The sequence below is a fragment of the Acinetobacter sp. YH16051 genome (assembly GCF_013417135.1).
GTDB lineage: Bacteria > Pseudomonadota > Gammaproteobacteria > Pseudomonadales > Moraxellaceae > Acinetobacter > Acinetobacter towneri.
Genome location: NZ_VPEN01000002.1, coordinates 268,488 through 291,520, shown reverse-complemented (window position 1 = coordinate 291,520; position 23,033 = coordinate 268,488). Strand labels below are relative to the sequence as shown.

The following is a 23,033-nucleotide window of genomic DNA, read 5'->3' as shown; positions in this document are numbered from 1 at the left end:
GAAGTATGTCAGACGCTCAAGATGAATTGTTGCAGCAATACTTAGATGCTGCGCAAATCACCAATACCATTCGGCTTATTCGATTCTTTTTGGTCAGCATCCTGATTGTTTGCCTGTATGTGTTTTTTATTTATCAAATTTCTTTCTCACATTCATCACCTTACTTCAATATCTGGTTTATTCTCACTGAACTGACCATTGGTTCGTGTTTACTGCTCACAGCAATTCACTTTAAAGTGGGACAATATCAACTCCAACAAGCACATCGTTGGTTAAAATTGGTGTGTTTCTTGATCGGAACAGCAATCGCGGTTGGGGTAAGTTTACTGTATTACTTTTTACCTCAGCAAAACCCTGAACTGAGCAACTATGAAGCGATTATTTTAGCGGCCTTATTAATTATTGTGAGTCAAACCTTTGCCCTCACCTTTTTAACGCAGCGCTTGAGTTATTTTTGCTGGGTATTCATTCCAGTGATTACACCCTATATTTTCGCACAGTTTTTAGTTCACTCCGAAACTTCCGCTTTCTTTTTTCTCGCGACAAATTTTGCCTTAATTACCTTACTGATTTGTGCCAATACTTCAATGCACATGCATCGTCGTTTATCGAGCGTCTATTTTAAGAACGACCAACTCAAAAAAGCCGCAGAGCAACAAGTCGGCTGGACAGATCAACTCTGCCAACAATTACAAGTTGAAATGAACAAGTCCAAAGATATTGAACTTCAACTGCAATTTAACAATCAAATGCTAGAACAAAAAGTAAGAGAACGTACCTTTGACTTAGAACAAACGCACCAAGATTTAATCAATCAACAACATAGTTTAATTTTAGCGCATGAAGCCGCAGGTCTAAAAGCATGGGACTGGAATATACGGCAACGCAGTATTGTCTTTGGTGGTGGCGCACAGCAAACTCGTTTAGAGAATACCAAACAGCATCGGAATAAATTACAGCAACTGATTCACCCTGATGATATTCCGCACTTTCACCAAACCATGAAACAACATTTACGGGGTCTAACTGAACGCTATCAAGCCACATATCGCGTACAACATAGTTCAGGTCAATGGTATTGGGTGCATGATATTGGTCGGGTGATTGAGCGTGATCCTGTCACCAATAAACCTTTGCGCATGGTGGGGATTCGCCGTGACATTCACCAAGAACGAATTGGACAAGAGCGCTTAAAACTTACTGCCAGCGTACTTGAACAGGCAGCCGAAGGTATTTTTATTTTAGATGAAAACTTACGTTATATTGAAGCCAACCCATTCTATGCTCAAATGAGCGGATTTAAACGCGACCATATTTTAGGCAAATATCTGTTTGATTTGGTCGAGTCCCACAAAGCACATCAACGCATTACGCAAGAAGAAATTCTTCAACAATTGCTCAGCACAGGTAAATATGATGCTGAAATGAATACAAGATTCCGCTCTGGTAAAGAACTCGCAGTTCGTGTGCATATCAATGCCGTCACCGATGAGCAAAACCGCATTATTAATTATATTGGGATTGTGTCTGATTTAACCGAACATAAACTACAAGAACAGCGTCTATCCTATTTAGAAAATTACGACCCACTGACCGACTTGCCTAATCGCTTTTACTATAATTATCAACTACATCAATATCTTATTTCGCAGCAAGATTCATTGCAGCAATTGGCGGTCATTCGACTCAATATTGACCGTTTCAGACCTTTAAATGAATATTTAAGCAATAATGGTGGCGATGAATTACTCCGTCAAGTGGCGCAGCGTTTACGCATCACCAATGCCGAAGCGCTGTTTGTCGCGCACTTAAATGGCGATGATTTTGCAATTGTGTATGAAATTTCTCATATTCGCCCTTCTATACAGCAGCACTGTGAACGCATCGCCAAAGCCTTTAATTTGCCGTTTAATGTGCAGGGACAAGAACATATTATTACCCTGTCGATGGGGGTTTCCCTCTATCCTGAACATGGACGCCAGCTGGATTATCTGAATAATTGTGCAGAACAAGCCTTGTCTGAAGCCAAGCGTTTGGGTGGTAATACCGTTAAATATTACGCTTTAGACAACACCAAACTGCTAGAACAAGATGTGCATTTAGAGCGTGACTTACGCCAAGCCATTAAAAATGATGAGTTAATTGTATATTATCAACCTAAAATTGATTTCCATAATTATCAGGTAGTTGGGTTTGAAGCATTGGTGCGCTGGAAACATCCAACCAAAGGCATTATTCCACCGAACCTATTTATTCCTATTGCGGAACAAACCAGTTTAATTTCCGATATTGGTCGGGTTGTAATTCAACAAACTGCCAAGCAAATTCGTGAATGGAATCTGTTAGGTTTTGATCATATCCAAGTATCGGTTAATGTAGTTGCACAACAACTGCAACGTGGTCAATTGCTGCAAGATTTAGATGATGCGATTAATACCTATCAAATTTCAGGTGCAAGCTTAGAATTAGAAATTACCGAATCCTCTTTAGTGGAAAACTCCACAACCGTGAAGTCTTTATTAGATGAAATTAAACAACGTGATATTCATATCGCCTTAGATGATTTTGGTACAGGCTATTCTTCACTTTCTTACTTAACAGACTTCCCAATTGACAGTTTAAAAATAGACCGTAGCTTTGTTTCTAAAATTGGAAATACCAAACAAGAAGCCATTGTTAGTGCCATGATTGCTATGGGCAAAGCCATGGGCATGAGTGTGGTGGCTGAAGGGATTGAAACTGAGCAACAACTGCAATATTTGCAGAATTTAAATTGTGATATTGCGCAGGGGTATTTATTCTCTAGGCCTTTGCCTGAAAGTGAAGCGACCCAATTTCTAAAAGCCAATTTAGTATCGCGCGCTTATCGCTCCTTAATCTGAAACTAGACCCAAAAGCTCTAAGTTTGTTCTAAAAATAAACAGTGACGTCTGTGCTAAGGGGGCAAGTAATGGTATATTCGATAAGATTCATAAAAAAACCACCAGCATCGCTGGCCAACTTGTCACACACGAGATTCAGATGGACGATCAATCATTAAAACAGCAGGCACTTTACTATCACGAATTTCCAACACCAGGAAAAATCAGCGTTACTCCAAGTAAGCAGCTGGTCAACCAACGTGACTTAGCGCTCGCTTACTCACCAGGTGTCGCAGCACCATGTTTAGAGATTGAACGTGATCCTTCAACAGCTGCACTTTATACCGCTCGCGGTAACTTGGTTGCTGTCGTTAGTAACGGTACAGCAGTATTAGGTTTAGGTAATATCGGTCCTTTGGCGTCTAAACCTGTGATGGAAGGTAAAGGCGTACTCTTTAAAAAGTTTGCTGGTGTCGATGTATTTGACATCGAAATTGCTGAAAATGATCCAGACAAAATTGTAGATATTGTTGCAGCACTAGAACCAACTTTTGGTGGTATTAACCTTGAAGACATCAAGGCACCAGAATGTTTCTACATTGAGCAAAAACTTCGTGAACGCATGAATATTCCTGTGTTCCACGATGACCAACACGGTACGTCAATCATTGTAGGTTCTGCCCTACTCAATGCCTTGTTACTTAACGGCAAGAAGATTGAAGAAATCAAAATCGTTGCTTCAGGTGCAGGTGCAGCCGCACTGTCTTGTTTAGACCTGTTGTGTGCATTGGGCGCGAAAAAAGAAAATATCATTGTTGCAGATTCGCGCGGTCTAATCACCACCAAACGTGAAGGTTTGGATGACTCGAAAAAACGCTATATGCAAGACATTGAAGGAACGCAACTTGCTGATGTAATTAGCGGTGCGGATATGTTCCTTGGTCTTTCTGCAGCGGGTATCTTGACCAAAGCTATGGTCAAAGAAATGGCTGAAAATCCAATTATCTTTGCTTTGGCTAACCCAGATCCAGAAATCTTACCTGAACATGCGCATGAAGTACGTCCAGATGTGATTATGGCGACTGGTCGTTCGGACTACCCGAACCAAGTTAACAACGCACTTTGCTTCCCGTATATTTTCCGTGGTGCATTAGACGTTGGCGCAACTACCATCAACGAAGAAATGAAAATTGCTTGTGTACACGCAATTGCACGCATGGCACACATTGAAGCAGATGCTGCGACTTATGGTGAAAAATCTGCATCATTCGGTCGTGACTATTTAATTCCACGTCCACTTGATCAGCGTTTAATTCTTGAAATTGCACCTGCAGTTGCTCAGGCGGCAATGGATTCAGGTGTAGCAAGTCGTCCAATTCAAGACTTCTCTGCATACCGTCAGCGTTTGTCTGAGTTTGTATATAACTCGGCATTTATGATGAAGCCTATTTTTGCTCAAGCAAAAACTGACCCTAAGCGTATTGCTTATGCAGAAGGTGAAGACTTACGCGTACTTCGTGCAGTACAAATTGCAGTGGATGAAGGCTTGGCTAAACCAATCCTTGTAGGTCGTACCTCAGTGATTGAAGCGAACATCAAAAAGTTAGGTTTACGTCTTGAACATGGCGTGAATATGGAAATAGTAGACCAGGAAAGCAACCCTAACTACGAAAAATTTGCAGATGATTACTACACCATCATGCAGCGTAAAGGCGTTACACCTGAATACGCGCAGCGTGAAGCACGTCGTCGCTCTACCCTCATTGCAGCAATGTTAGTGAAACATGGTTTAGCCGATGGTATGTTATGTGGTACTTATTCTAGCTACGATATTCACCTTGATTTCGTGAAAAATGTGATTGGTCTAAAAGAAGGTCGCACTAACTTCTTTACCCTTAACGCATTGATGCTTGAAGATCGCAACTTGTTCATTGCCGACACTTATGTCAACACTAACCCAACTGCTGAACAGTTGGCTGAAATGACACTTTTAGCGGCTGAAGAAGTACGCCGTTTTGGTATGACACCACGCGTTGCTCTACTTTCTCACTCAAGTTTTGGTTCTGACCAACAAGACTCTAGCGCACAAAAAATGCGTAAAGTCTTTGAAATCTTGAGTGAGATTGCACCTGAGCTTGAAGTTGAAGGTGAAATGCACGGTGATGCAGCATTAGACGAAAATATTCGTCAATTTGCTTTCCCGAACTCACGCTTCAAAGGTTCTGCAAACTTGTTGATTATGCCGAACTTAGATGCTGCCAATATTTCATTTAACTTGTTGAAATCGACTTCAGGTAACAATGTTACGATTGGCCCTATCTTGTTAGGTGCAGCAAAACCTGTACATATTTTGACTCCGACTGCAACGACACGTCGTGTTGTGAATATGACTGCACTCACTGTTGCTGAAATTCAACAAACAGCACAAGTTAAAGCATAAACCTATATTTCTGAGTGACTGACTCAGAATTATAGACTTGAGAAAACCTCTATTCTGTAGCATGATTGCTTGAAGAATAGAGGTTTTTTCATGCAAGTTTATTTAGTAGGCGGTGCAGTTCGAGATCACTTACTCGGGCATCCCTATCACGAAAAAGATTATGTTGTGGTTGGCGCAACGCCCGAACAACTTTTGGCTCAAGGTTTTCAACCTGTGGGCAAAGATTTCCCTGTTTTTCTTCATCCTGAAACCAAAGATGAATATGCACTTGCTCGTACAGAGCGCAAATCTGGACATGGTTATCACGGTTTTGAATTTCATACCGACCCAAGCGTGACTCTAGAAGAAGATTTAATCCGCCGTGACTTAACCATTAACGCCATGGCAATGGATAGCGATGGCAATGTTTATGACCCTTACGGTGGACAGCAAGATTTGTGCAATAAAGTGCTGCGCCATGTATCCAATGCATTTGTAGAAGACCCGTTACGAGTACTGCGCATTGCCCGTTTTGCGGCACGTTATCATGCTTTAGGCTTTGTGGTTGCCCCTGAAACCTTGTTATTAATGCAAGAATTGGCAGAATCTGGTGAGTTACACGCGCTGACACCTGAACGCGTGTGGAAAGAAACTTCACGCGCCTTAATGGAAGCACGTGCCGATGTTTATTTTGAAACGTTGCGTGCCTGTGGTGCTTTAAAAGTTTTATTTCCTGAATTAGATGCTTTATTCGGTATTCCACAGCGTCCTGAATATCACCCTGAAATTGACAGTGGTGTGCACACCATGATGTCACTACAACAAGCCTGTCGTGCCAATTACTCACTCGATGTACGCTTTGCAGTGTTATTGCATGATTTAGGCAAGGCCTTGACCCCTGCCGATGAATTACCACGGCACATTATGCATGAAGAACGTGGGATTCGACCTGTAACGGAAGTGTGTGAACGCCTGCGCGTACCGACCAATACCAAACAACTTGCACTTGCTGTATGTAAAGAGCATTTAAAATGCCACCAAGCATTGAGCTTAAAGCCTGGCACGTTATGGCGCTTATTACAGCGTTTGGATGTCTTGCGTCGTCCTGAGCGTGTAGAAGCCTTTGTACAAGCCTGTGAATGTGACTCTCGTGGGCGTTTAGGTTTGGAAGATCGTGACTATCCGCAAGCGAGCTATATTTTGGAAGCGATTCAAGTGGTACGCAGCATTAAGGCGCAAGACTTACCTGCCGATGTCCAAGGCCCCGATATTGGTGAAATGCTGATTGAACGACGCATTAAAGCGATTGAGCAATTAAAGGCACGTCACTTGGCTGCTACTGCTTAGGCTATTTAAGTCTATAGAACGTCATTACATGCGTTCTTTGATCTATCATTCTTAACCTATTTAAGTCAGCCTAAATTTCTGATCGAAAAGCCGTAATCTTCTAAAATATAGAAGCTACGGCTTTTTAGCTCAAATAAATCCTTCTTGAAATAAGAAACTGTCTTTTGCTTTTAGGCAAGCTGCGCAGGAAAGCTAATCACTTGCTCTAAACGCATCTGCTCAGTTGCAATCATCAATAAGCGATCTATGCCCAAGGCGATACCTGAACATTCAGGCATGTTCGGCAACGCAGCCAATAAATATTCATCAATTGGCATCACATGTAAACCAAGTTGTGCGCGTTCTGCATTATCGGCTTCAAAACGAGAACGCAGCACAGTAGCATCAATCAATTCATCATAGGCATTGGCAAGCTCTAAACCTTCGATATATAGCTCAAAACGGGCTGCGACCAATTCCCCATCATCATCTGTTCTGGTTTTAGCCAAAGATACTAATTCAGGTGGAAAATCGGTTAAAAATACAGGAGCATCAAAGCCCAAACTTGGTTCTACAAAATGTGAAAACAATAGGTCGATGTAGCCTAGACGGTCATCACCCAAATCCAGATGCAAACCCACACGATGACAGCAGTCTTTCAATTGTTGCAGACTTGCCTGTAAAGGATTTAAATCCAAACGATCCATAAATGCGTGTTTATAACTCAACACTGTTGGACGTACTTCGCCAAAGCGTTGTTTTAACGTCAGATTAAGTAAATCTGTCACCTCAAACATAAGCTCTTTCAGGCTAAATTCGGGACGATACCATTCCAACATGGTAAATTCGCTGTTGTGTTTACGTCCATGCTCATCATCACGAAAGACTTTGCAAATTTGATAAATAGCACCACTACCACTGGCCAATAAACGCTTCATGGCAAATTCAGGTGAGGTCTGTAAATAGTGCGTATGCAATTTGCCCTGCACATGGCGCTGTGCTTGCACTGAAGCCAAATGCACATCTGTCACTCCTGCCTGTGACAAAATTGGCGTTTCAACTTCAAGTACTTCACGTTCCGCAAAAAAATGGCGTATTTGTGCATACAATTGTGCACGTGCGCGCATGCTGTTTAAGTCGCAAGTTGGTTGATATTGGAGATTTGAACTCATGCTTGCGGGCCTCCGTGTGCTGCCCATTCACGACGCAGAGGATAAGTTTTTCTTAAATGATCAAAAGCCTGCTGCTCAACTTTGCCCGCTTTGACACAGGCACGTAAATTGGCATCATCCTGTGCAATATCATAAATTTGACTTAAATGTGCATGCAGACTATTTTTCAAATCTTGGGTTTTGAAATATTGCGCGCAGCTTGGCAATTGAGTTTCAAATTGTTTTGTGGCATCTAAACCAAAATTTTCACAAAAAGCCTGATAAATCATTTGTGTGCCGCGTGCCTTGCCTTCTAGGCTATACCCTGCAATATGCGGGGTTGCCAAAGCAAGCAAATCTAATAATTCTGCAGAGATTTCAGGTTCATATTCAAAAACATCTAATACCACTAAACGCTGAGTATGTTGAATATCCTGCATTAAAGCCGCTTCTTCTACCACTGGCCCACGCGCTGAATTAATCAGAATGGCTTGAGGCTTCATACATGCCAAACGCGCTGCATTAATTAAATGATGAGTAGGATGTTCACCAGTTTCTGTTAATGGCACATGAATGGAAATTGCATCTGCCTGTTGTAATAGTGCATCTAAGTCACATTGCTGCACATTGGGCAACTGCACAAATGGATCGTATGCGATGACATCCCAACCTAATAATTGTGCCATTTTGACCAAGCGCGAGCCGACATTGCCCAGTCCAATAATGCCAAGTTTAAAGTTTTGATTGGCATGTAGTAATTCAGGCTCGAGATGAAGCAATGCGGTAATCACATACTCACTCACCGCCTGCGCATTACAACCTGCCGCATTTGACCATGCAATGCCCTGCTGCTCGATGGCTGGGATATCAAGGTGGTCTGTGCCAATGGTCGCGCTGCCAATAAATTGAAGCGCGGTCTGTTGAATCAATGCTGCATTCACTTGGGTGACGGAACGAACTAGCAGCGCATCAGCATCTTGCACATCTTGATGCGTTAGACGGCGTCCAGCCTTGTGCTCTATTTCTGCCAAATCTGCAAAGAAATAATCGGTATATGCCAGATTTTCATCTGCAATGATTTTCATAACGCCATCCCATGTGTGTTTGCTTGTTTATGATAGCTTGAGTTGTCTAGGATGACTATGATTGTTGAGATTAATGCAGAATTGTTGAACAGCAAGCCGACGATTCATTTAGGTGGAAACATGCACGTCTATATAAAAGTTGCATATTCACAGCAAAAAAATCAGCCACCCGAAGGTGGCTGACTGCTATAGATTAAGCGAGTTAAATCTTAACCAATAAATTTACGCGCATTGCGGAACATACGTAACCATGCACCATCTTCAGTCCATTCTTCAGGTTTCCAAGAATGTTGAAGCGCACGGAAATTACGTTCAGGGTGCGGCATCATAATTGTTGCACGACCATCTTTTGAAGTTACGCCTGAAATACCTTCTGGCGAACCATTCGGGTTCATTGGATAATGTTGAGTCGCATTTCCGTGGCTATCGACATAACGTAAAATCACTTGGTTACCTGCGTTCAAGGCTGCCAAATTAGCTTCTGGTGCAACGACGCGACCTTCACCATGTGCCACTGCGATTGGTAAAATCGAGCCTTCCATATCTTGCAATAATACAGAGTTTGATTTTTCCACACGGACGTTAACGCTACGCGCTTCAAACACTTCTGAAGTATTGCGATGGAAACGTGGCCACGCTTCTGCACCTGGAATGAGTGGTGCCAATTGTGACAACATTTGACAACCGTTACAGATACCCAGTGAGAACGTTTCTTGACGGTTAAAGAATTTCTCAAACTGGTCGCGTAATTTCGGGTTGAACAAGACTGACTTCGCCCAGCCACCGCCAGCACCTAATACGTCACCGTAAGAGAAACCACCACACGCCACTAAGCCTTCAAAGTCGTCTAAATCGACACGCCCTGCAAGCAAGTCACTCATGTGTACGTCAACGGTGTTAAAGCCGACTTTGTCAAATGCTGCCGCCATTTCTACATGACCGTTTACACCCTGTTCACGTAAAATCACCATATTAGGACGACGTGTATTGATGTACGGCGCTTCAACTGGCTCATTTAAGTCGAATGTCGGTTGAGCAATCAAACCTTTGTGGTTCTTATCTGTAATCAAGGCAAATTCTTGATCAGCAGTTTCTGAGTTGTCACGTAAACGCTGGATTTGGTGAGATACTTCACTCCAAGCCGTTTGCAAGTCAGCACGTTCAAGCACCAAGCCATTTACAGCAAGTTGATCTGTGTTATTGACTGTACCGACTACCGAAATTGCATCTTTCAGAGTAGATGCAGCAACTTCAGTAGCTAAGTCAGCCCAATCTGCTTTAGAAATTTGTAGTACTGCACCAATTTCTTCAGCAAACAATGCCGCAACAGATTGATCTTCAAGCGCTACGCCTAAACGCGAAGCGAACATCATTTCAGTCACAGTTGCCAATAAACCACCATCACCAATGTCATGGTAAGCTTGAATCAAGCCGCGGTTATTCCAGTCTTGCACCAAAGCAAAGAATGCTTTGAATTCGTCAAAGTTATCGACATCTGGTGTCACTGAACCAATGGCTTTATACACTTGCGCTAAAATTGAACCGCCTAAACGAAACTGACCTTTAGACAAGTCAATACGCACCAATACTGAATCGGTATTTTTTAATTCAGGGGTTAGCGTTTTGCGTACATCAGTCACTGGTGCAAATGCGGTAATTACACCTGACATTGGTGAAGTTACAGATTTATCAACACCTTCGTCATTCCAGGTGGTACGCATAGACAATGAGTCTTTCCCTACTGGAATTGCAATTCCTAGTGCAGGACACATTTCCATACCAATGGCTTTTACACCTTCAAACAAGGCTTGGTCTTCGCCTTTTTGACCTGCTGCTGCCATCCAGTTTGCAGACAATTTAATGTCGCTAATCTGGTCAATTTTGGCTGACATGATATTGGAAATAGATTCTGCCACTGCCAAACGCGCAGATGCTGCAGGGTTTAATAAAGCTACAGGTGGACGTTCACCCATCGCCATTGCTTCGCCTGTAAAGCCTTGCAAGCTGGTAGTGGTTACTGCCGCATCTGCAACAGGCACTTGCCATGGGCCAACCAATTGATCACGTGCAACCATACCTGTAATTGAACGGTCACCAATCGTGATTAGGAATGATTTAGAAGCAACAGTTGGATTCTTAATCACACGGTAAATCGCATCTTTCAGATCAATAACTTGAGCTACATCAAAATCATCACCTTGACGTTCAATGCTTTCATAAGAACGGCTCATGCGTGGCGTACCACCTAACAAGACCTGCATTGGCATATCTACAGCTTTGTTATTGAACAGTGGATCTTCAACCGTTAAATGACGCGCTTCTGTCGCTTCACCCAATACTGCAAACGGACAACGCTCACGCGCACAGATTGATTCAAATAATTCTAAAGAACTTGGACGGATGGCCAATACATAACGCTCTTGCGCTTCGTTTGACCAAATTTCCATTGGTGACATGCCTGGTTCTAAAGATGGAATCTTACGCAAATCAAGTACAGCACCTAGTTCGTGATCATTCACCAACTCAGGCATTGCGTTTGAAATACCACCTGCACCCACGTCATGCACTGATACGATTGGGTTAGCATCTTCCAAACGCCAGCACGTATCAATTACTTCTTGGCAACGACGTTCCATTTCTGGGTTTTCACGTTGTACTGAAGCAAAGTCAAGGTTTTCACCCATGGTTCCGCTATCTACAGAAGATGCAGCGCCACCGCCTAAACCGATCAACATCGCAGGGCCGCCTAAAACGATTAATAAATCGCCTGGCTGAATTGGGTCTTTTTCGACATGGTCTGGACGAATGTTGCCGTAACCACCTGCAATCATGATTGGTTTATGGAAGCCTTTTACTTCACCATTCACGTTTTGCTCGAAAGTACGGAAGTAACCATTTAACGCAGGACGACCAAATTCGTTGTTAAACGCTGCACCGCCCAATGGGCCTTCAATCATAATTTGTAATGGCGATGCCATACGTGAAGGCTTGCCATAGTTTTCTTCCCAAGGCTGTTCAAAACCAGGAATATTTAAATTCGATACTGTAAAGCCTGTTAAACCTGCTTTTGGTTTACCACCACGACCTGTCGCGCCTTCATCACGGATTTCACCACCCGAACCTGTCGCAGCACCTGCAAATGGCGCAATTGCAGTTGGGTGGTTGTGTGTTTCCACTTTCATAAGAATGTGGGCAGCTTGGCTCTTATATTTATAAACGTAGTGACCTGTTGCAGCATCTTTTTTCGGATAGAAACGCTGCGTATCAAAACCAACAATCACCGAAGCGTTGTCTTTGTAAGCCGACAATACATCTGTTGGTGATTCTTTATAAGTATTTTTGATCATTTGGAACAATGACAATGGCTGTACTTCGTCATCAATTGTCCATTCAGAACCAAAGATTTTGTGACGGCAGTGCTCAGAGTTGGCTTGTGCAAACATCATCAATTCAATGTCATGCGGATTACGGCCTAACTTGATAAATGCTTCGGTTAAATAATCAATTTCTTCATCAGACAAGGCAAAACCAAACTCACTGTTGGCTTTTACCAATGCCGCTTTGCCTTCACCCAAAATATCAATGCTATTTAAAGGTTTTGGTTCAGTTTCAACAAATAACGCTGCAGCATCGTTAATGTGGTTAAACACACTTTCGGTCATGCGGTCATGCAATACTTGTTTTACTTCGTTTGAAACGTCTGTAATACCTTTTAAGGTAAACAAAACACCGCGTTCTAGGCGGTGTACAGGCGTATTACAGTTGGCAAAAATATCGGTTGCTTTTGATGACCAAGGAGAAATTGTGCCCACACGTGGTGTCACTAAAATTTGAACTTCATCACTTGCAGCTTGGCGTAATTCAAAAGATGCACCATCGTTTAAAAGCTGTAAAGCAGATTGCTGTTGTTGCTCGTCGAGCGCTTGGTCAAATAAATAAACCCATTGGCTATCGAAAGATTGAACAGAACTCATTGACGCTAAACGGTTTAAGAGTTGAGTTTTCTTAAAAGATGAATGTGCAGGTGCACCGGCAACGATAAACATGCTGATTTTGGCTCCACGGGCTGATCTTTTGGACCATGCCACAATGTGACTTGAAGAGAGCGCATATTCTACTGTGAAATGCCATAATCAGCTAGATGGAAAATGGTTTTCTTGGCGCGTTTCGGCAGTAAAACTTCCGAATGTTGATTTAAAGCCTCTATTTCAGATCAATGTATTCAAGATTCGTGCTTTAAATTGCACAAAGCACTCTCACTGTGGAAATTACTGAATGATTGATGCTGTTTTTATTTTCTATGCCATCTGTTTACACACAGATGCTCTAAAGATCAGGACATGACGCTCAACTTCCGCCTTGCTCAATATCAACTAATCAAAGCACCTCAAATTCAATACGTCGATTTTTCTTACGTCCTTGTGGCGTTGTATTGTCTGCGACAGGCTGATTAGAACCTTGACCTTCGGTGCTTAAATGCGTTATCGCAATACCTTTATCGATCAAATAATTTTTTACCGCGCCTGCACGTGATTGGCTTAACACTATATTTTTATGCGCATCGCCCGAACTGTCTGTATGTCCAACAATTTTCACTTTTTTGGTGCCAACTTGCTTCAATGCCACAGCCATTTCATCCAGAATTTTTTGCCCTACGTCAGTCAAAATTGCACTGCCCGATTCAAACTCAACAATCCTGTTTTTGAGCGCAGTATCCAGCATTTTTTGTTCATACTGACTCTCCGAAAGCTGTGTGTTCAAACGATAAGGCTGCTGTACCAAAGCCTGAAAATTTGCTGTCGTGGCTTGAATTTGATGAGCAGCATTCACTTTTCCTTTCAAATCAACTTGAGTCCCTTTCACACGTAACTGCCCTTGAGAAATCTTTTTTAACTCTGCTGTAATCATACGAGTGACTGAATCATCCCAACCATTCGGTGCAGCAACTGCACGGACTTGAATTTTATCTAACACCTGCGATTCACCATACACAGCTTGCATTTTCGCCAAAATGGCTTGTTTACTTGCTTCGTTTGGCACCACACCTTCTATAACAATGGGCGCTGCATAGATCAAATGACTTTGGACTAAAAAACACAAGCCAATAAGTAGACTTACGCGAATACGTTTTTGATTATTTTTCATATTTATTTATCTAAAAAAGTTTGCCTAAACAGCTTCAAGGCTTGGTTAAGATTTAACTGCCGCTGACAAAGTAATTGTTCCAATGTTGCAAGACCTGCATTTTGTTCTAAATAAGCATCAATCCAAGTGGCTTGAATTAAAGAAACCCAATGTTCACCCTGCATATTTTGAATAAATAGATCGCGCAGCGTCATGACATCAGCCCCCTGAAAATCAATGATCAAAATGGGTGCCTCAAAATGTAGTATCCCCAGCAAAATTTCAGTATGATGCGCGCCTAAAAACCGCCCGATCATGCCCATCCAAAATGCTGCGATTTCAAAGCAATATCGCGGATGATTCAGCGGTAAAATCATCACTTTGTTTAAACGACGAGTGCCATTTTTGAGGACGGGTTGCAGTAAAAGTCCCAACCCAATCACACTCTGAGCCAAGTCATTGACACTGATTTTCATTAATTGTGCCAATGAATGCGTGCTGTGTTTTTCATAAAAGTCTTGGTATTCTTCTGCACTCAAAAGTTGAACCCTATTCGGCAATTGATTCAACAGTTCAAATGACATATTGGGATCACGGATATTGCTTAAGACCTGATTGCGTTGCAATAAATCAGTCCAAATAGCTTTGTAAAAAAACGGCACAAATAATAACTTTTGACTCGGCTGTTCGACCTCAAACAACTGCCCCAGTAGCATTGGAAATGCCCGCCCCGAGCTATCTTGGCTCGCCTTTAAATTAACAGCTAAAAACATTGGTTCTGCTGGATGGGCAATCAAAAAATCTAAAGCAGGCAAAGTTGCATAACGCTGTTTAAAATCTGCGCTCTGCATGGCATGTTCCAGTGCATTACTAATCCACTGATCGAGCTGCTGAATGAGTTCCGATTGCCCTTTAGACTTTATAAAATCACCACGGGCAGGTATTTTTCCATAATATAAAGGTACGGTTTTTACTGCTTGCATACCCACCACGCCTTTTGCCAAGTGTTATTTCTCTTGATCATTGCGGAACGCCTCCCACTTGTGCAGACATTGTAGTTTTAGACTGCGTAGCCGCTGTTTGTGCGGGACTCATTGCTGTCGTTTGTGCAGCAACCACAAGAAGTGCTTTGGTCGTGGTGACTTGATCGACCAACTGCAACCCCACATAACCACGACTTGAACCAATATTGCCCGAGCTATGTCCGCTAATGAGTCGGAAATTCACTTTTAAAGATAAAGATGGTTCCGTTTTACTGACCCAAGTCATTTCAAAGTGACCGTTTTGCTCTTTGCGCTGTGCAGCATCAATTAAACGGTTAATGCCATATTCGCCCGGTGCTTCAAAAATAGTATGCGACTGACCTTTTAAATCGAGTGCACTAATACGCACGCCGGGAATTGCGCCTGGATTGGGCCACACAAAGTTGACCCATTGTTGAATTCCATTTTCAAACTGCATTCGCTGACCATCAATATCGATGCTATACGATAAAAATTGTGGGTGCTGTAATGGATAAAATTGGAAATTGGATTGATTTGAAACAGCAGATGTTGCAGGCTGATCTAAACGTCCTGTTGCCATACCATGAATTGGCGCAACATATTGCGGAAATGCCATCACAAACTGAGGATTTAAATTTAAGCCTAAATCTTTCCATGTTTTTGAAGTTAAGACATAACCTCGACGAATCAACAACGGATCTAAAGTGTCTTTGACAAAGCCAGCAATACTTCCTGTTTCACCAAAAATTTGTCCCATTTCCTGACTGGTTGCCTGTAAAGTCCCCCCTGAATGAAATGGATATTTCTGACCTAAATGTGTTGCAAACGGTTGATAGGCTTGAATACGCCATAATTTATTAATTTCATCTTGTGTCGGTACAATTAAACTTGCAAAAGATTGAGTTAGCGGTGTCATCAACAGTTTTTGTAATAATTGTTGGTCAGCCTCTTTTAAACCCACCATCATTTTTTCATCGACATATTTTTGCGTTGTATTAAAGACCGAGTTTTGATCATGGATGGTTTGTTTGAACAATGCCATTGCACTTGGTCCAATTTCCCCTGCCGTTTGGAGATCATTTAACTTGCTGCGTACCTGTGCAAGGTTGTTCATATACACATCAAACAGAGATTGATCCTGTAAATCGTCACGTTTACGCAGCAGTTGATAAAACATTTGGTATTCTTGAGAAATCGCACCTTGCGCTTTTAGAGCTGCCTGCGCTGCAGCTTTGTCATTAGATTGACGCAGCACTTTGTCTTTAAACCACGCCATAAATCCTTGTTCAGGCACAGCAAGTTCAGCTTGCACAATTGGATTATCCCAATTGGTTTCCACTGCAATACGTTGCAATAACTTGCGAATTGGCGAGTTTTGCGGCTCTCCCAACAGATCAAGCTGTTTCACTTGCTGATTGAACTGATCTGTTTTTGCATAATGGATGCCATTTAGAAATTTCTTCCATTCACTTACATATTCTTGCTGATACAAACTCAGCAATTGTTTACGGATTTGTTCAGGGCTTCCTGAAAAAGTCAGATCATCTGACTGACGGCTATTGAGTACCCAATCTTTGCTGTCCGTTGGCTGATTGGCTGCCTGATCAATTGCTTGTTCGACATATTCACTCCACGCCTGCTGCGTAAAAATGCCAGGCAAAGCATGACTGCCTAAAACAATGCGACTGTGTTGCTCCCCCACAATTTGACTGACTGTTAGCGCAGGAAAACGTACTGCTGCACGCATTTTTATTTCGTTATATACCCGATCTCGTGCAGGCATTCCCTGAATGACCGACAACAGCACTTGACGAGTTTGATCGACCATTTGTGCATCGCTTTCCAGTACAGGAAAATCGTCCTGATGAGCGAGTGTCATGGCATAAGACAGGATTTTTTCTGCCTGCAGAATCATGTCAGTACGTGGCATTTCCCCACGATGGGCATCCAACCAAGTGCGCCAAAAACGTGAAATCTGATCACTTAAATGACTGCTCTCCCGATATTCAGGATTCGTCAGCATTAAATAAGCCTTTAACGCATTATAAGCATCTTGCGGATTTTGCACGGAAGGCTCTAAATATGGTTGAGTTTTCGCAACTTGCTGCGTTTTTGCATGTATATGATGCGCTTTGAGTGTTGCCGCATCTTGTTGGACACGCTGTAAATATTGCGCGATATTTTGCTGCGTTGGCAACAATACAATCTGCTGAACACCTTTTAGATATTCAACTTTGAGCTGTTCGCGTAACTGCTTGCCCTGATATAAGCCAAAACTGAACTTAAGTGGACGTTGTTCGGAAAATCCATCCAACTGTTGCAGTCGCGCTTGTAAAATTAATAAGCTTTCCAATTGCGTGGATAAAACCTGCCCAGAAGTTTTTTCCAAACGTACAACTTGATCTAAATCTGCCTGAACATCGGCAATGAGTTGTTGATTATGGCGATATGACCATACCCAAACACTGAGCAACAATCCAACACCAAGCAATGCAGCAGTAAATGCCATATAACGCTGACGTTTTTTCGCAGGATTAATATGTTGTTTCACCAAATGCTGATCTCGCAAAATCACATTGGAAAACAGACCTTGTAAAAAATAGCCATGATTTGGGGCAATCGAACTTTTTTCTTCGTCCTGAAAAGGACTTGCAATCTGCTGCAGTTGAAATTCTTGTGCGATACTTTCTGTCATCGGGCTTTCGATGCTGCCTTCCTGTAACGCACTGGTAAAGTAAAAACCTCGAAAAACAGGTTGGAATTGATACGGATTATCTTCAAATAAAGTCCCAGTAAAACTTTTTAATGCTGGCTTTAAAGTTTTAAATTCCAATGGAAATGTCATGACACTCGGCGAAATATTTTGAGCATGACGGCGACTTAAATGTGTGGTGCTCACGCTTTTTAAGCCATCATATAAAATGTTGTAATGTTTCTCGAACAATGTCACGGCATGCTGCGATGAGTTTTGCTCATAAGGCAAAGTCGCGCCCCAAGCCTGATTATATTCTTGCGCTGCATAACAATTGAAAAACTCGGTAAACCCTGCAATTAAATCCATTTTGGAAAATACCAAATACACAGGAACCACAACTTCCAGTCTTTCGGTTAAATCCTGAATTCGGGCACGTAAATTTTTAGCAAGTTTCAACGAATGTTCGGGGCTTTGACTGATTAATTCAGCAATACTCACGATCACAATCAAGCCATTTACAGGGGCTTTGGCTCGGCTTTTTTTAAGAATATTTAAGAAGCCAAGCCATTCCGCATGATCTTCTGCATACACCGAATAACGTCCTGCTGTATCTAGCAAAACGCCTTGGGTAGAAAAAAACCAGTCACAACTTCGGGTGCCGCTTAAACCAGCTGACACCATTTTTTGATGAGTTTCTTCAAATGGAAACTTCAAGCCTGAGTTATAAATTGCAGAACTTTTACCTGCAGCAGGATTACCAATCACCATATACCAGGGCAATTCATATAAGGCAGCATTGCCCTTTTTATCGCCAAGTTTAGATTTACGAATCAACTGGATTGATTCTTTCACTTGTTGTTGAATTGATTGTAATTCTGCCTTGTCTTTATATTGGGTAGAAACAGCCTGATGGCTTTGTTCAATAGCATGGGCAAGTTTTTCACCTTGTTCCGCGTGCTGTTTGCGCTGGATGAGCCAATAAATAACATAGGCAATGACACTCAGCGCATAACTGACTACCAATATCCAAAATATTTTGCGGGGTAGCACTGAATATGTAGATAGCAAGGCAATGAATAAAGATAAAGCAATCATCGCTTTAGGATTACTCATGTACTGCCACAAATAAGCTAAAATAATATGCATGGAATTCTCTTATTATTGTTGTTCATTAATCAGCAAATGCTGCACATGCTCGCTCTGCGGGAATCTCAGAAAAAGTTTGGATGCATGCCTGTAAATTTTGTGTATAAACCAAAGCGGCTTGATGACTTGGGAGCAATGCTCCCAACATCAACCCAAATGGTTTGGCTAAGTTCAGGGTATTTCCGACAGCGGGTTTACAATATAAATAGTGATACGGCTCGACAGGACTTTCTGCGAAAAACTGTTCACATTTTTTCATTGCTTTACGATCCGTAGCATCTTCAAGCATGAATACAAAAGGCGCTTCGGCTTGGTCTAGTGCCAACTCACGCAGTTTTAATATTTCAAATATTTGTTGCACATGAGCTTGATCGGCAAATAGATTAAAAGCCTTGATAGGTCGTTGCTGTTCTAGTTGCACAGCAGTATTTGCAACACACCAACTACTAATAAATTCGGCAGGGAGATAGCTGCTATTAATCCAACATTTTTCATCAATCAATACTTGATCAATTTCAGAATCCACCACAATGATCAAAGCAATTTCATGTGCTTGATGCTGAATACGCTCAAATAATTCCTGTAGTTCCTGTTCGGCAGATAATGCGCTTAGATAATGATATTCAAGGTGAATTTTTTCTAAAATGATGCCCATTTCATCTAAAATACGCTGAATAGCCGTATTACTGTGTGAATCATCCCAAACATCCACAAGCTCTGCAGACAATAAAATATGTAGATTCAGACGATCTAAACGATAGACCTGTTCAAGCTGAGCAAGCTCACCCTGTTCAGTATCTGCCAAACTTAAATCTGTCCATGCAGGATGCATACGATATTCATGTAAATGCTGGCTTTCATAAAATAAACTTGAGCATTTTAGCTGCGCTGAGATCAGACTCAAAAGCGTAATGTGCTGTTCAATTTGCTGTTGAATTAATGCCATGATGCGCTGCTGTCGAAGTGACAAGCATGATTCATCTTGCTCATGCGCACTTCCATCACCGTGCTGTTGATCTAAATCTTCAATGCGATACGAAAGCATCGGCAGCCCATGTAAATTCAGTAAATTTCGATCTAACTTTGGACTGGTAAAATGCTGAATACCTTCCAGAATTGCCTCATTTTCACCTAAAGCACTATATGCAGCTGCTGCATACACATGCAATTTCAAATATTGAGGGTCAACATGAGGCATGGCTGTTGTGAAAAACTGCGCTGAATCAAATTCAGTCTGTGAAGCTTGTTGCCGCTGCATTTTGTAGTGCTGATAAACCTGATAAATAAACCAAGGTGCAAACAAAGCTGCACTGATCAGCATCGGTACAACCAAAAAATATGCAATCAAATCTGTCAATTCAGGTTGATATTGAATATCACGCCAATAATCAATCGCGCCCCATCCAAACAAAATAAAACAGGCAATCCATGTTGCTAAAAACTTCTTCAACATGGCGCACGTCCTATTAAGGCATAGCAAGTTTCAGCATGATGGTCTAATGTCTTAGTAGGCATTAAAAATGCACCTTGCCCCAACCCCATCTCATGTTTTGAATCTAAACACATCGGCTGAATTTCTGTTCGACCTAAAATCAAACGCAAATCAATATGCAAACTTGGATCACACCATGTTTCAATCAGACGTTTTAATTTGTGGCTTAAAGGTTGATCTGGCAAAAAAGCGAGATATTGCGCTCGGCATAAAGGCCCAATTTGAATCTCAATTTTGCCATCCATTTGCTGCATAGTACTTCCACAAAACGTATTCAGCCCGAGCAAACTTGGATTCTTGCCACCTAAGCAGGATTTTTGTTCATCCTGTAACTGAAACTTTTCTTTTACAAATTCCCGAATATGTATTTGCTGCGCAAAAATGCAGGACAAGACCGTTTTTAAGGCATGTGCAGTGTTATTCTGCCCCTGCATGAATCCAGAAAACTCGGCAAAATATTCATCTAAATCAGGCTGTTCATGATGAGTTCTCGAATAACCACTTAACGCATGCAAAATATCGAGATAATCATTTTTGTGTTCTATCTCATAGCGGATGGGCAAGTGATATGCCAAAGTCGCATCGACATATTTTGCGGTCAGTTGATGATTAAATAAGCCTAAAAATGCTTGCGCTTCCAAACGCTGTTGACGCAAATGCTGTTTTAACTGATGCGTATAACTATAAGGCAAAGCCCCTTGTATACCAGTCAGTCCGATCACTAAATTGCTTAGATGAATACGTTGATCCTGATAATGCAACGATTCAATTTCCGCTAATGGAAAACTCAAGCGAAATGAAGGTTCAAAATAAAACGCTGCTGACCAATGGTATTGACCTTGCACTACAGTCGAATGACGTAATAAGCGCGTCGATTGAACAAATTCAAATGTGCCTGGCTGTTTAAAGACTTGATCAATTATAGAAGTGTCTTGCCACCAACGTTCTGCACGCATGGGTAGATCTCCTGTTGATTCAGACTGTCTTTAATGACGACATCCACAAAACTATTGATTTGAACTTTCAGATTAAAAAGATGACTTAATAATTGGCTAAAAATATAAAGACTGTGTCCATGAAAAACACGTGGATCTATACAAAGCTCAGCTTTCACACCCCGAAAAAACATAGGAAATGGCTGTGTATTCACTAACTTATGTGTTGTGGAAAAACTGAGTTGTTTGATTGCATCAATCAATACAATATTGTCTTTCGACTGCGGCAAATTGTATAAAGTTAAAAGCTCTTTCACGTGACTCAAAGCATCACCTTTCATTAAAGCCAAAGTATTGAGTGAAAGATGCGAAATAATGCGCCATTGTTGCTGACTATTTTGATCAAATGAAACCGCCAAGGTAGGTCGTTTTAGAATATTGGCACGCCTTGCCAGACGACTGTCATTTAAATGTAGAACATGATTGCTCTGACTTAGCGCTTCATGCGCCAAATCACCGTTGGAACACAGCAAACGTGTACTGATAAAATCCGATTTAACTTCATCTGGCTGCAACTGTTTGGAAATAATCGAATAGCTGATTGGCATCATTTTATTTTGCACAGGCTGATAATGCAGCGTATAAAAAAATTGAGTTTGATCTGGATGATAATGACTCATGGCAAAAAATGGCAAAACAGGCAAATGAGTTGCAGCCTGCCGAGTCTTTTCGCGCAGCATATTCATTTCGATCACTGCATAAACTTGATATAACTCAGGGTGATGCGCATCTGTAATCAAGGGATAGTGTAATTGTGTATGTAAAATCTTTTGCGGTTCTGCCTGCTTTTCAAACAGGTTAATTGCAGGTGTACTAAACAATTTAAAATTTGCGACATTCAATGCGGAATAATTGCGTAGAAGTGCCTGATTATTCAAATTCAGTTTGAGATGAATCAATATTTCAAAACTATTTTGCTGCTGCAAGTGTTCATTTAAAACACTCAAATCAAAGTTTAAATAATGAAACTTTTCAGGAAAACAAAAATACTCCATCAATAAACGATAAGCATGATGCGTGTGTTGATCAATCGGCAATAATCTCTCTTGTTCGCTAAATCCCATCACGGTAAATGGGTTGCGAATATCAGTTACGCTTTGTCCAACACGAAGGGAAAAAGCTGTTTCCTGACGAAAAATACCATCTAAAACTTGTAGGGGAAAATTAGAAAGAGCATCCAAATAGATCGGTAGTTTTTCATCTAAAATCCAGCTGTGTGCATCATTAAAAATTTCAAATTTCAGACTTAAAGTTGCATTCTGATTCAAATTCAGATGTACACTTGGTGAGGTCTGAAATGCCAAATCCGTTATTGCAATCGGCAATAAACGCACATCTTGACTGGTGTTAAATTCACATTGTACGCCTTTAAAACTACGTGACTTTAATGTAGTTTTTGCTGGAATTAACTGTGCTGCAGTCAATTGTTTCAATTTATCGCGCTCATCAAAACTCACCACCGTACACGCGGGAAAATGACGTAGATACTGCGGAAACATCACCTCAAACAAAGAATAAGTAAAAACCTCATAACTGTCTGCTAATTTTTTATCAATACGTGCAGCAATAAAGGAAAATGCCTGAATGAGACGCTCGATATGCGGATCATCAATTTGCTCTTGATTTAACGCGAGTCGCTGTGCAATCTTCGGATATTTCTCTGCAAATGCTCTAGATTGTTGACCGAATTCTTGTAATTGTTTTTCATAATACGGTAAAAGTTGCTCTATCACAG

13 protein-coding genes are annotated in these 23,033 nt (G+C 41.5%); 4 read left to right on the top strand and 9 right to left on the bottom strand.

The features are described from left to right. Positions 1–5: 5 nt before the first annotated feature. From FTV41_RS03145 to FTV41_RS03135, 3 genes are all read left to right on the top strand, one after another. Positions 6–2,882, top strand: a complete 2,877-nt coding sequence (locus FTV41_RS03145; protein ID WP_179996088.1) for a bifunctional diguanylate cyclase/phosphodiesterase — start codon at positions 6–8, stop codon at positions 2,880–2,882. A 139-nt stretch (positions 2,883–3,021) separates the two neighbouring features. Beyond that, entirely contained in the window at positions 3,022–5,301 is a 2,280-nt protein-coding gene (locus FTV41_RS03140; protein ID WP_179996087.1) for an NADP-dependent malic enzyme, read from the top strand. Between the two features lie 90 nt (positions 5,302–5,391). Beyond that, positions 5,392–6,627: a multifunctional CCA addition/repair protein gene (locus FTV41_RS03135; protein WP_004972751.1), complete on the top strand. Its 1,236-nt coding sequence runs from the start codon at positions 5,392–5,394 to the stop codon at positions 6,625–6,627. 170 nt (positions 6,628–6,797) lie between these two features. Here the strand turns inward: FTV41_RS03135 and epmA are convergent, their stop codons facing one another. Beyond that, positions 6,798–7,778 (bottom strand): EF-P lysine aminoacylase EpmA, encoded by a 981-nt coding sequence (epmA, locus tag FTV41_RS03130; protein ID WP_179996086.1) that lies wholly within the window; start codon positions 7,776–7,778, stop codon positions 6,798–6,800. Continuing rightward, positions 7,775–8,842 (bottom strand): 4-phosphoerythronate dehydrogenase, encoded by a 1,068-nt coding sequence (locus FTV41_RS03125; RefSeq protein WP_004972744.1) that lies wholly within the window; start codon positions 8,840–8,842, stop codon positions 7,775–7,777. Before FTV41_RS03125 ends, epmA begins: the two co-directional genes overlap by 4 nt. A gap of 51 nt (positions 8,843–8,893) precedes the next feature. Here FTV41_RS03125 and FTV41_RS15180 point away from each other — a divergent pair, with 51 nt between their 5' ends. After that, positions 8,894–9,025, top strand: coding sequence for a hypothetical protein (locus tag FTV41_RS15180; RefSeq protein ID WP_256732322.1), 132 nt, complete (start codon positions 8,894–8,896; stop codon positions 9,023–9,025). A gap of 26 nt (positions 9,026–9,051) precedes the next feature. On the opposite strand, the gene purL is transcribed toward FTV41_RS15180, so the two are convergent. The 7 genes from purL to tssF form a co-directional block, all read right to left on the bottom strand. Further along, positions 9,052–12,888, bottom strand: a complete 3,837-nt coding sequence (purL, locus tag FTV41_RS03120) for a phosphoribosylformylglycinamidine synthase (protein ID WP_179996085.1) — start codon at positions 12,886–12,888, stop codon at positions 9,052–9,054. A gap of 331 nt (positions 12,889–13,219) precedes the next feature. Then, positions 13,220–13,987 (bottom strand): OmpA family protein, encoded by a 768-nt coding sequence (locus FTV41_RS03115; RefSeq protein WP_179996084.1) that lies wholly within the window; start codon positions 13,985–13,987, stop codon positions 13,220–13,222. A gap of 2 nt (positions 13,988–13,989) precedes the next feature. Next, positions 13,990–14,949, bottom strand: coding sequence for a type VI secretion system-associated protein TagF (tagF, locus tag FTV41_RS03110; RefSeq protein WP_179991276.1), 960 nt, complete (start codon positions 14,947–14,949; stop codon positions 13,990–13,992). Between the two features lie 37 nt (positions 14,950–14,986). Next, entirely contained in the window at positions 14,987–18,811 is a 3,825-nt protein-coding gene (gene tssM / locus FTV41_RS03105) for a type VI secretion system membrane subunit TssM (protein WP_179996083.1), read from the bottom strand. A gap of 25 nt (positions 18,812–18,836) precedes the next feature. Next, positions 18,837–20,264 carry a hypothetical protein gene (locus tag FTV41_RS03100; protein WP_136144007.1) on the bottom strand — a complete coding sequence of 476 codons (1,428 nt, stop codon included), beginning with the start codon at positions 20,262–20,264 and terminating at the stop codon, positions 18,837–18,839. Continuing rightward, positions 20,258–21,259, bottom strand: coding sequence for a type VI secretion system baseplate subunit TssG (tssG, locus tag FTV41_RS03095; RefSeq protein WP_004972723.1), 1,002 nt, complete (start codon positions 21,257–21,259; stop codon positions 20,258–20,260). Before tssG ends, FTV41_RS03100 begins: the two co-directional genes overlap by 7 nt. Continuing rightward, positions 21,223–23,031 carry a type VI secretion system baseplate subunit TssF gene (gene tssF / locus FTV41_RS03090; protein ID WP_179996082.1) on the bottom strand — a complete coding sequence of 603 codons (1,809 nt, stop codon included), beginning with the start codon at positions 23,029–23,031 and terminating at the stop codon, positions 21,223–21,225. Before tssF ends, tssG begins: the two co-directional genes overlap by 37 nt. Positions 23,032–23,033: the final 2 nt, after the last annotated feature.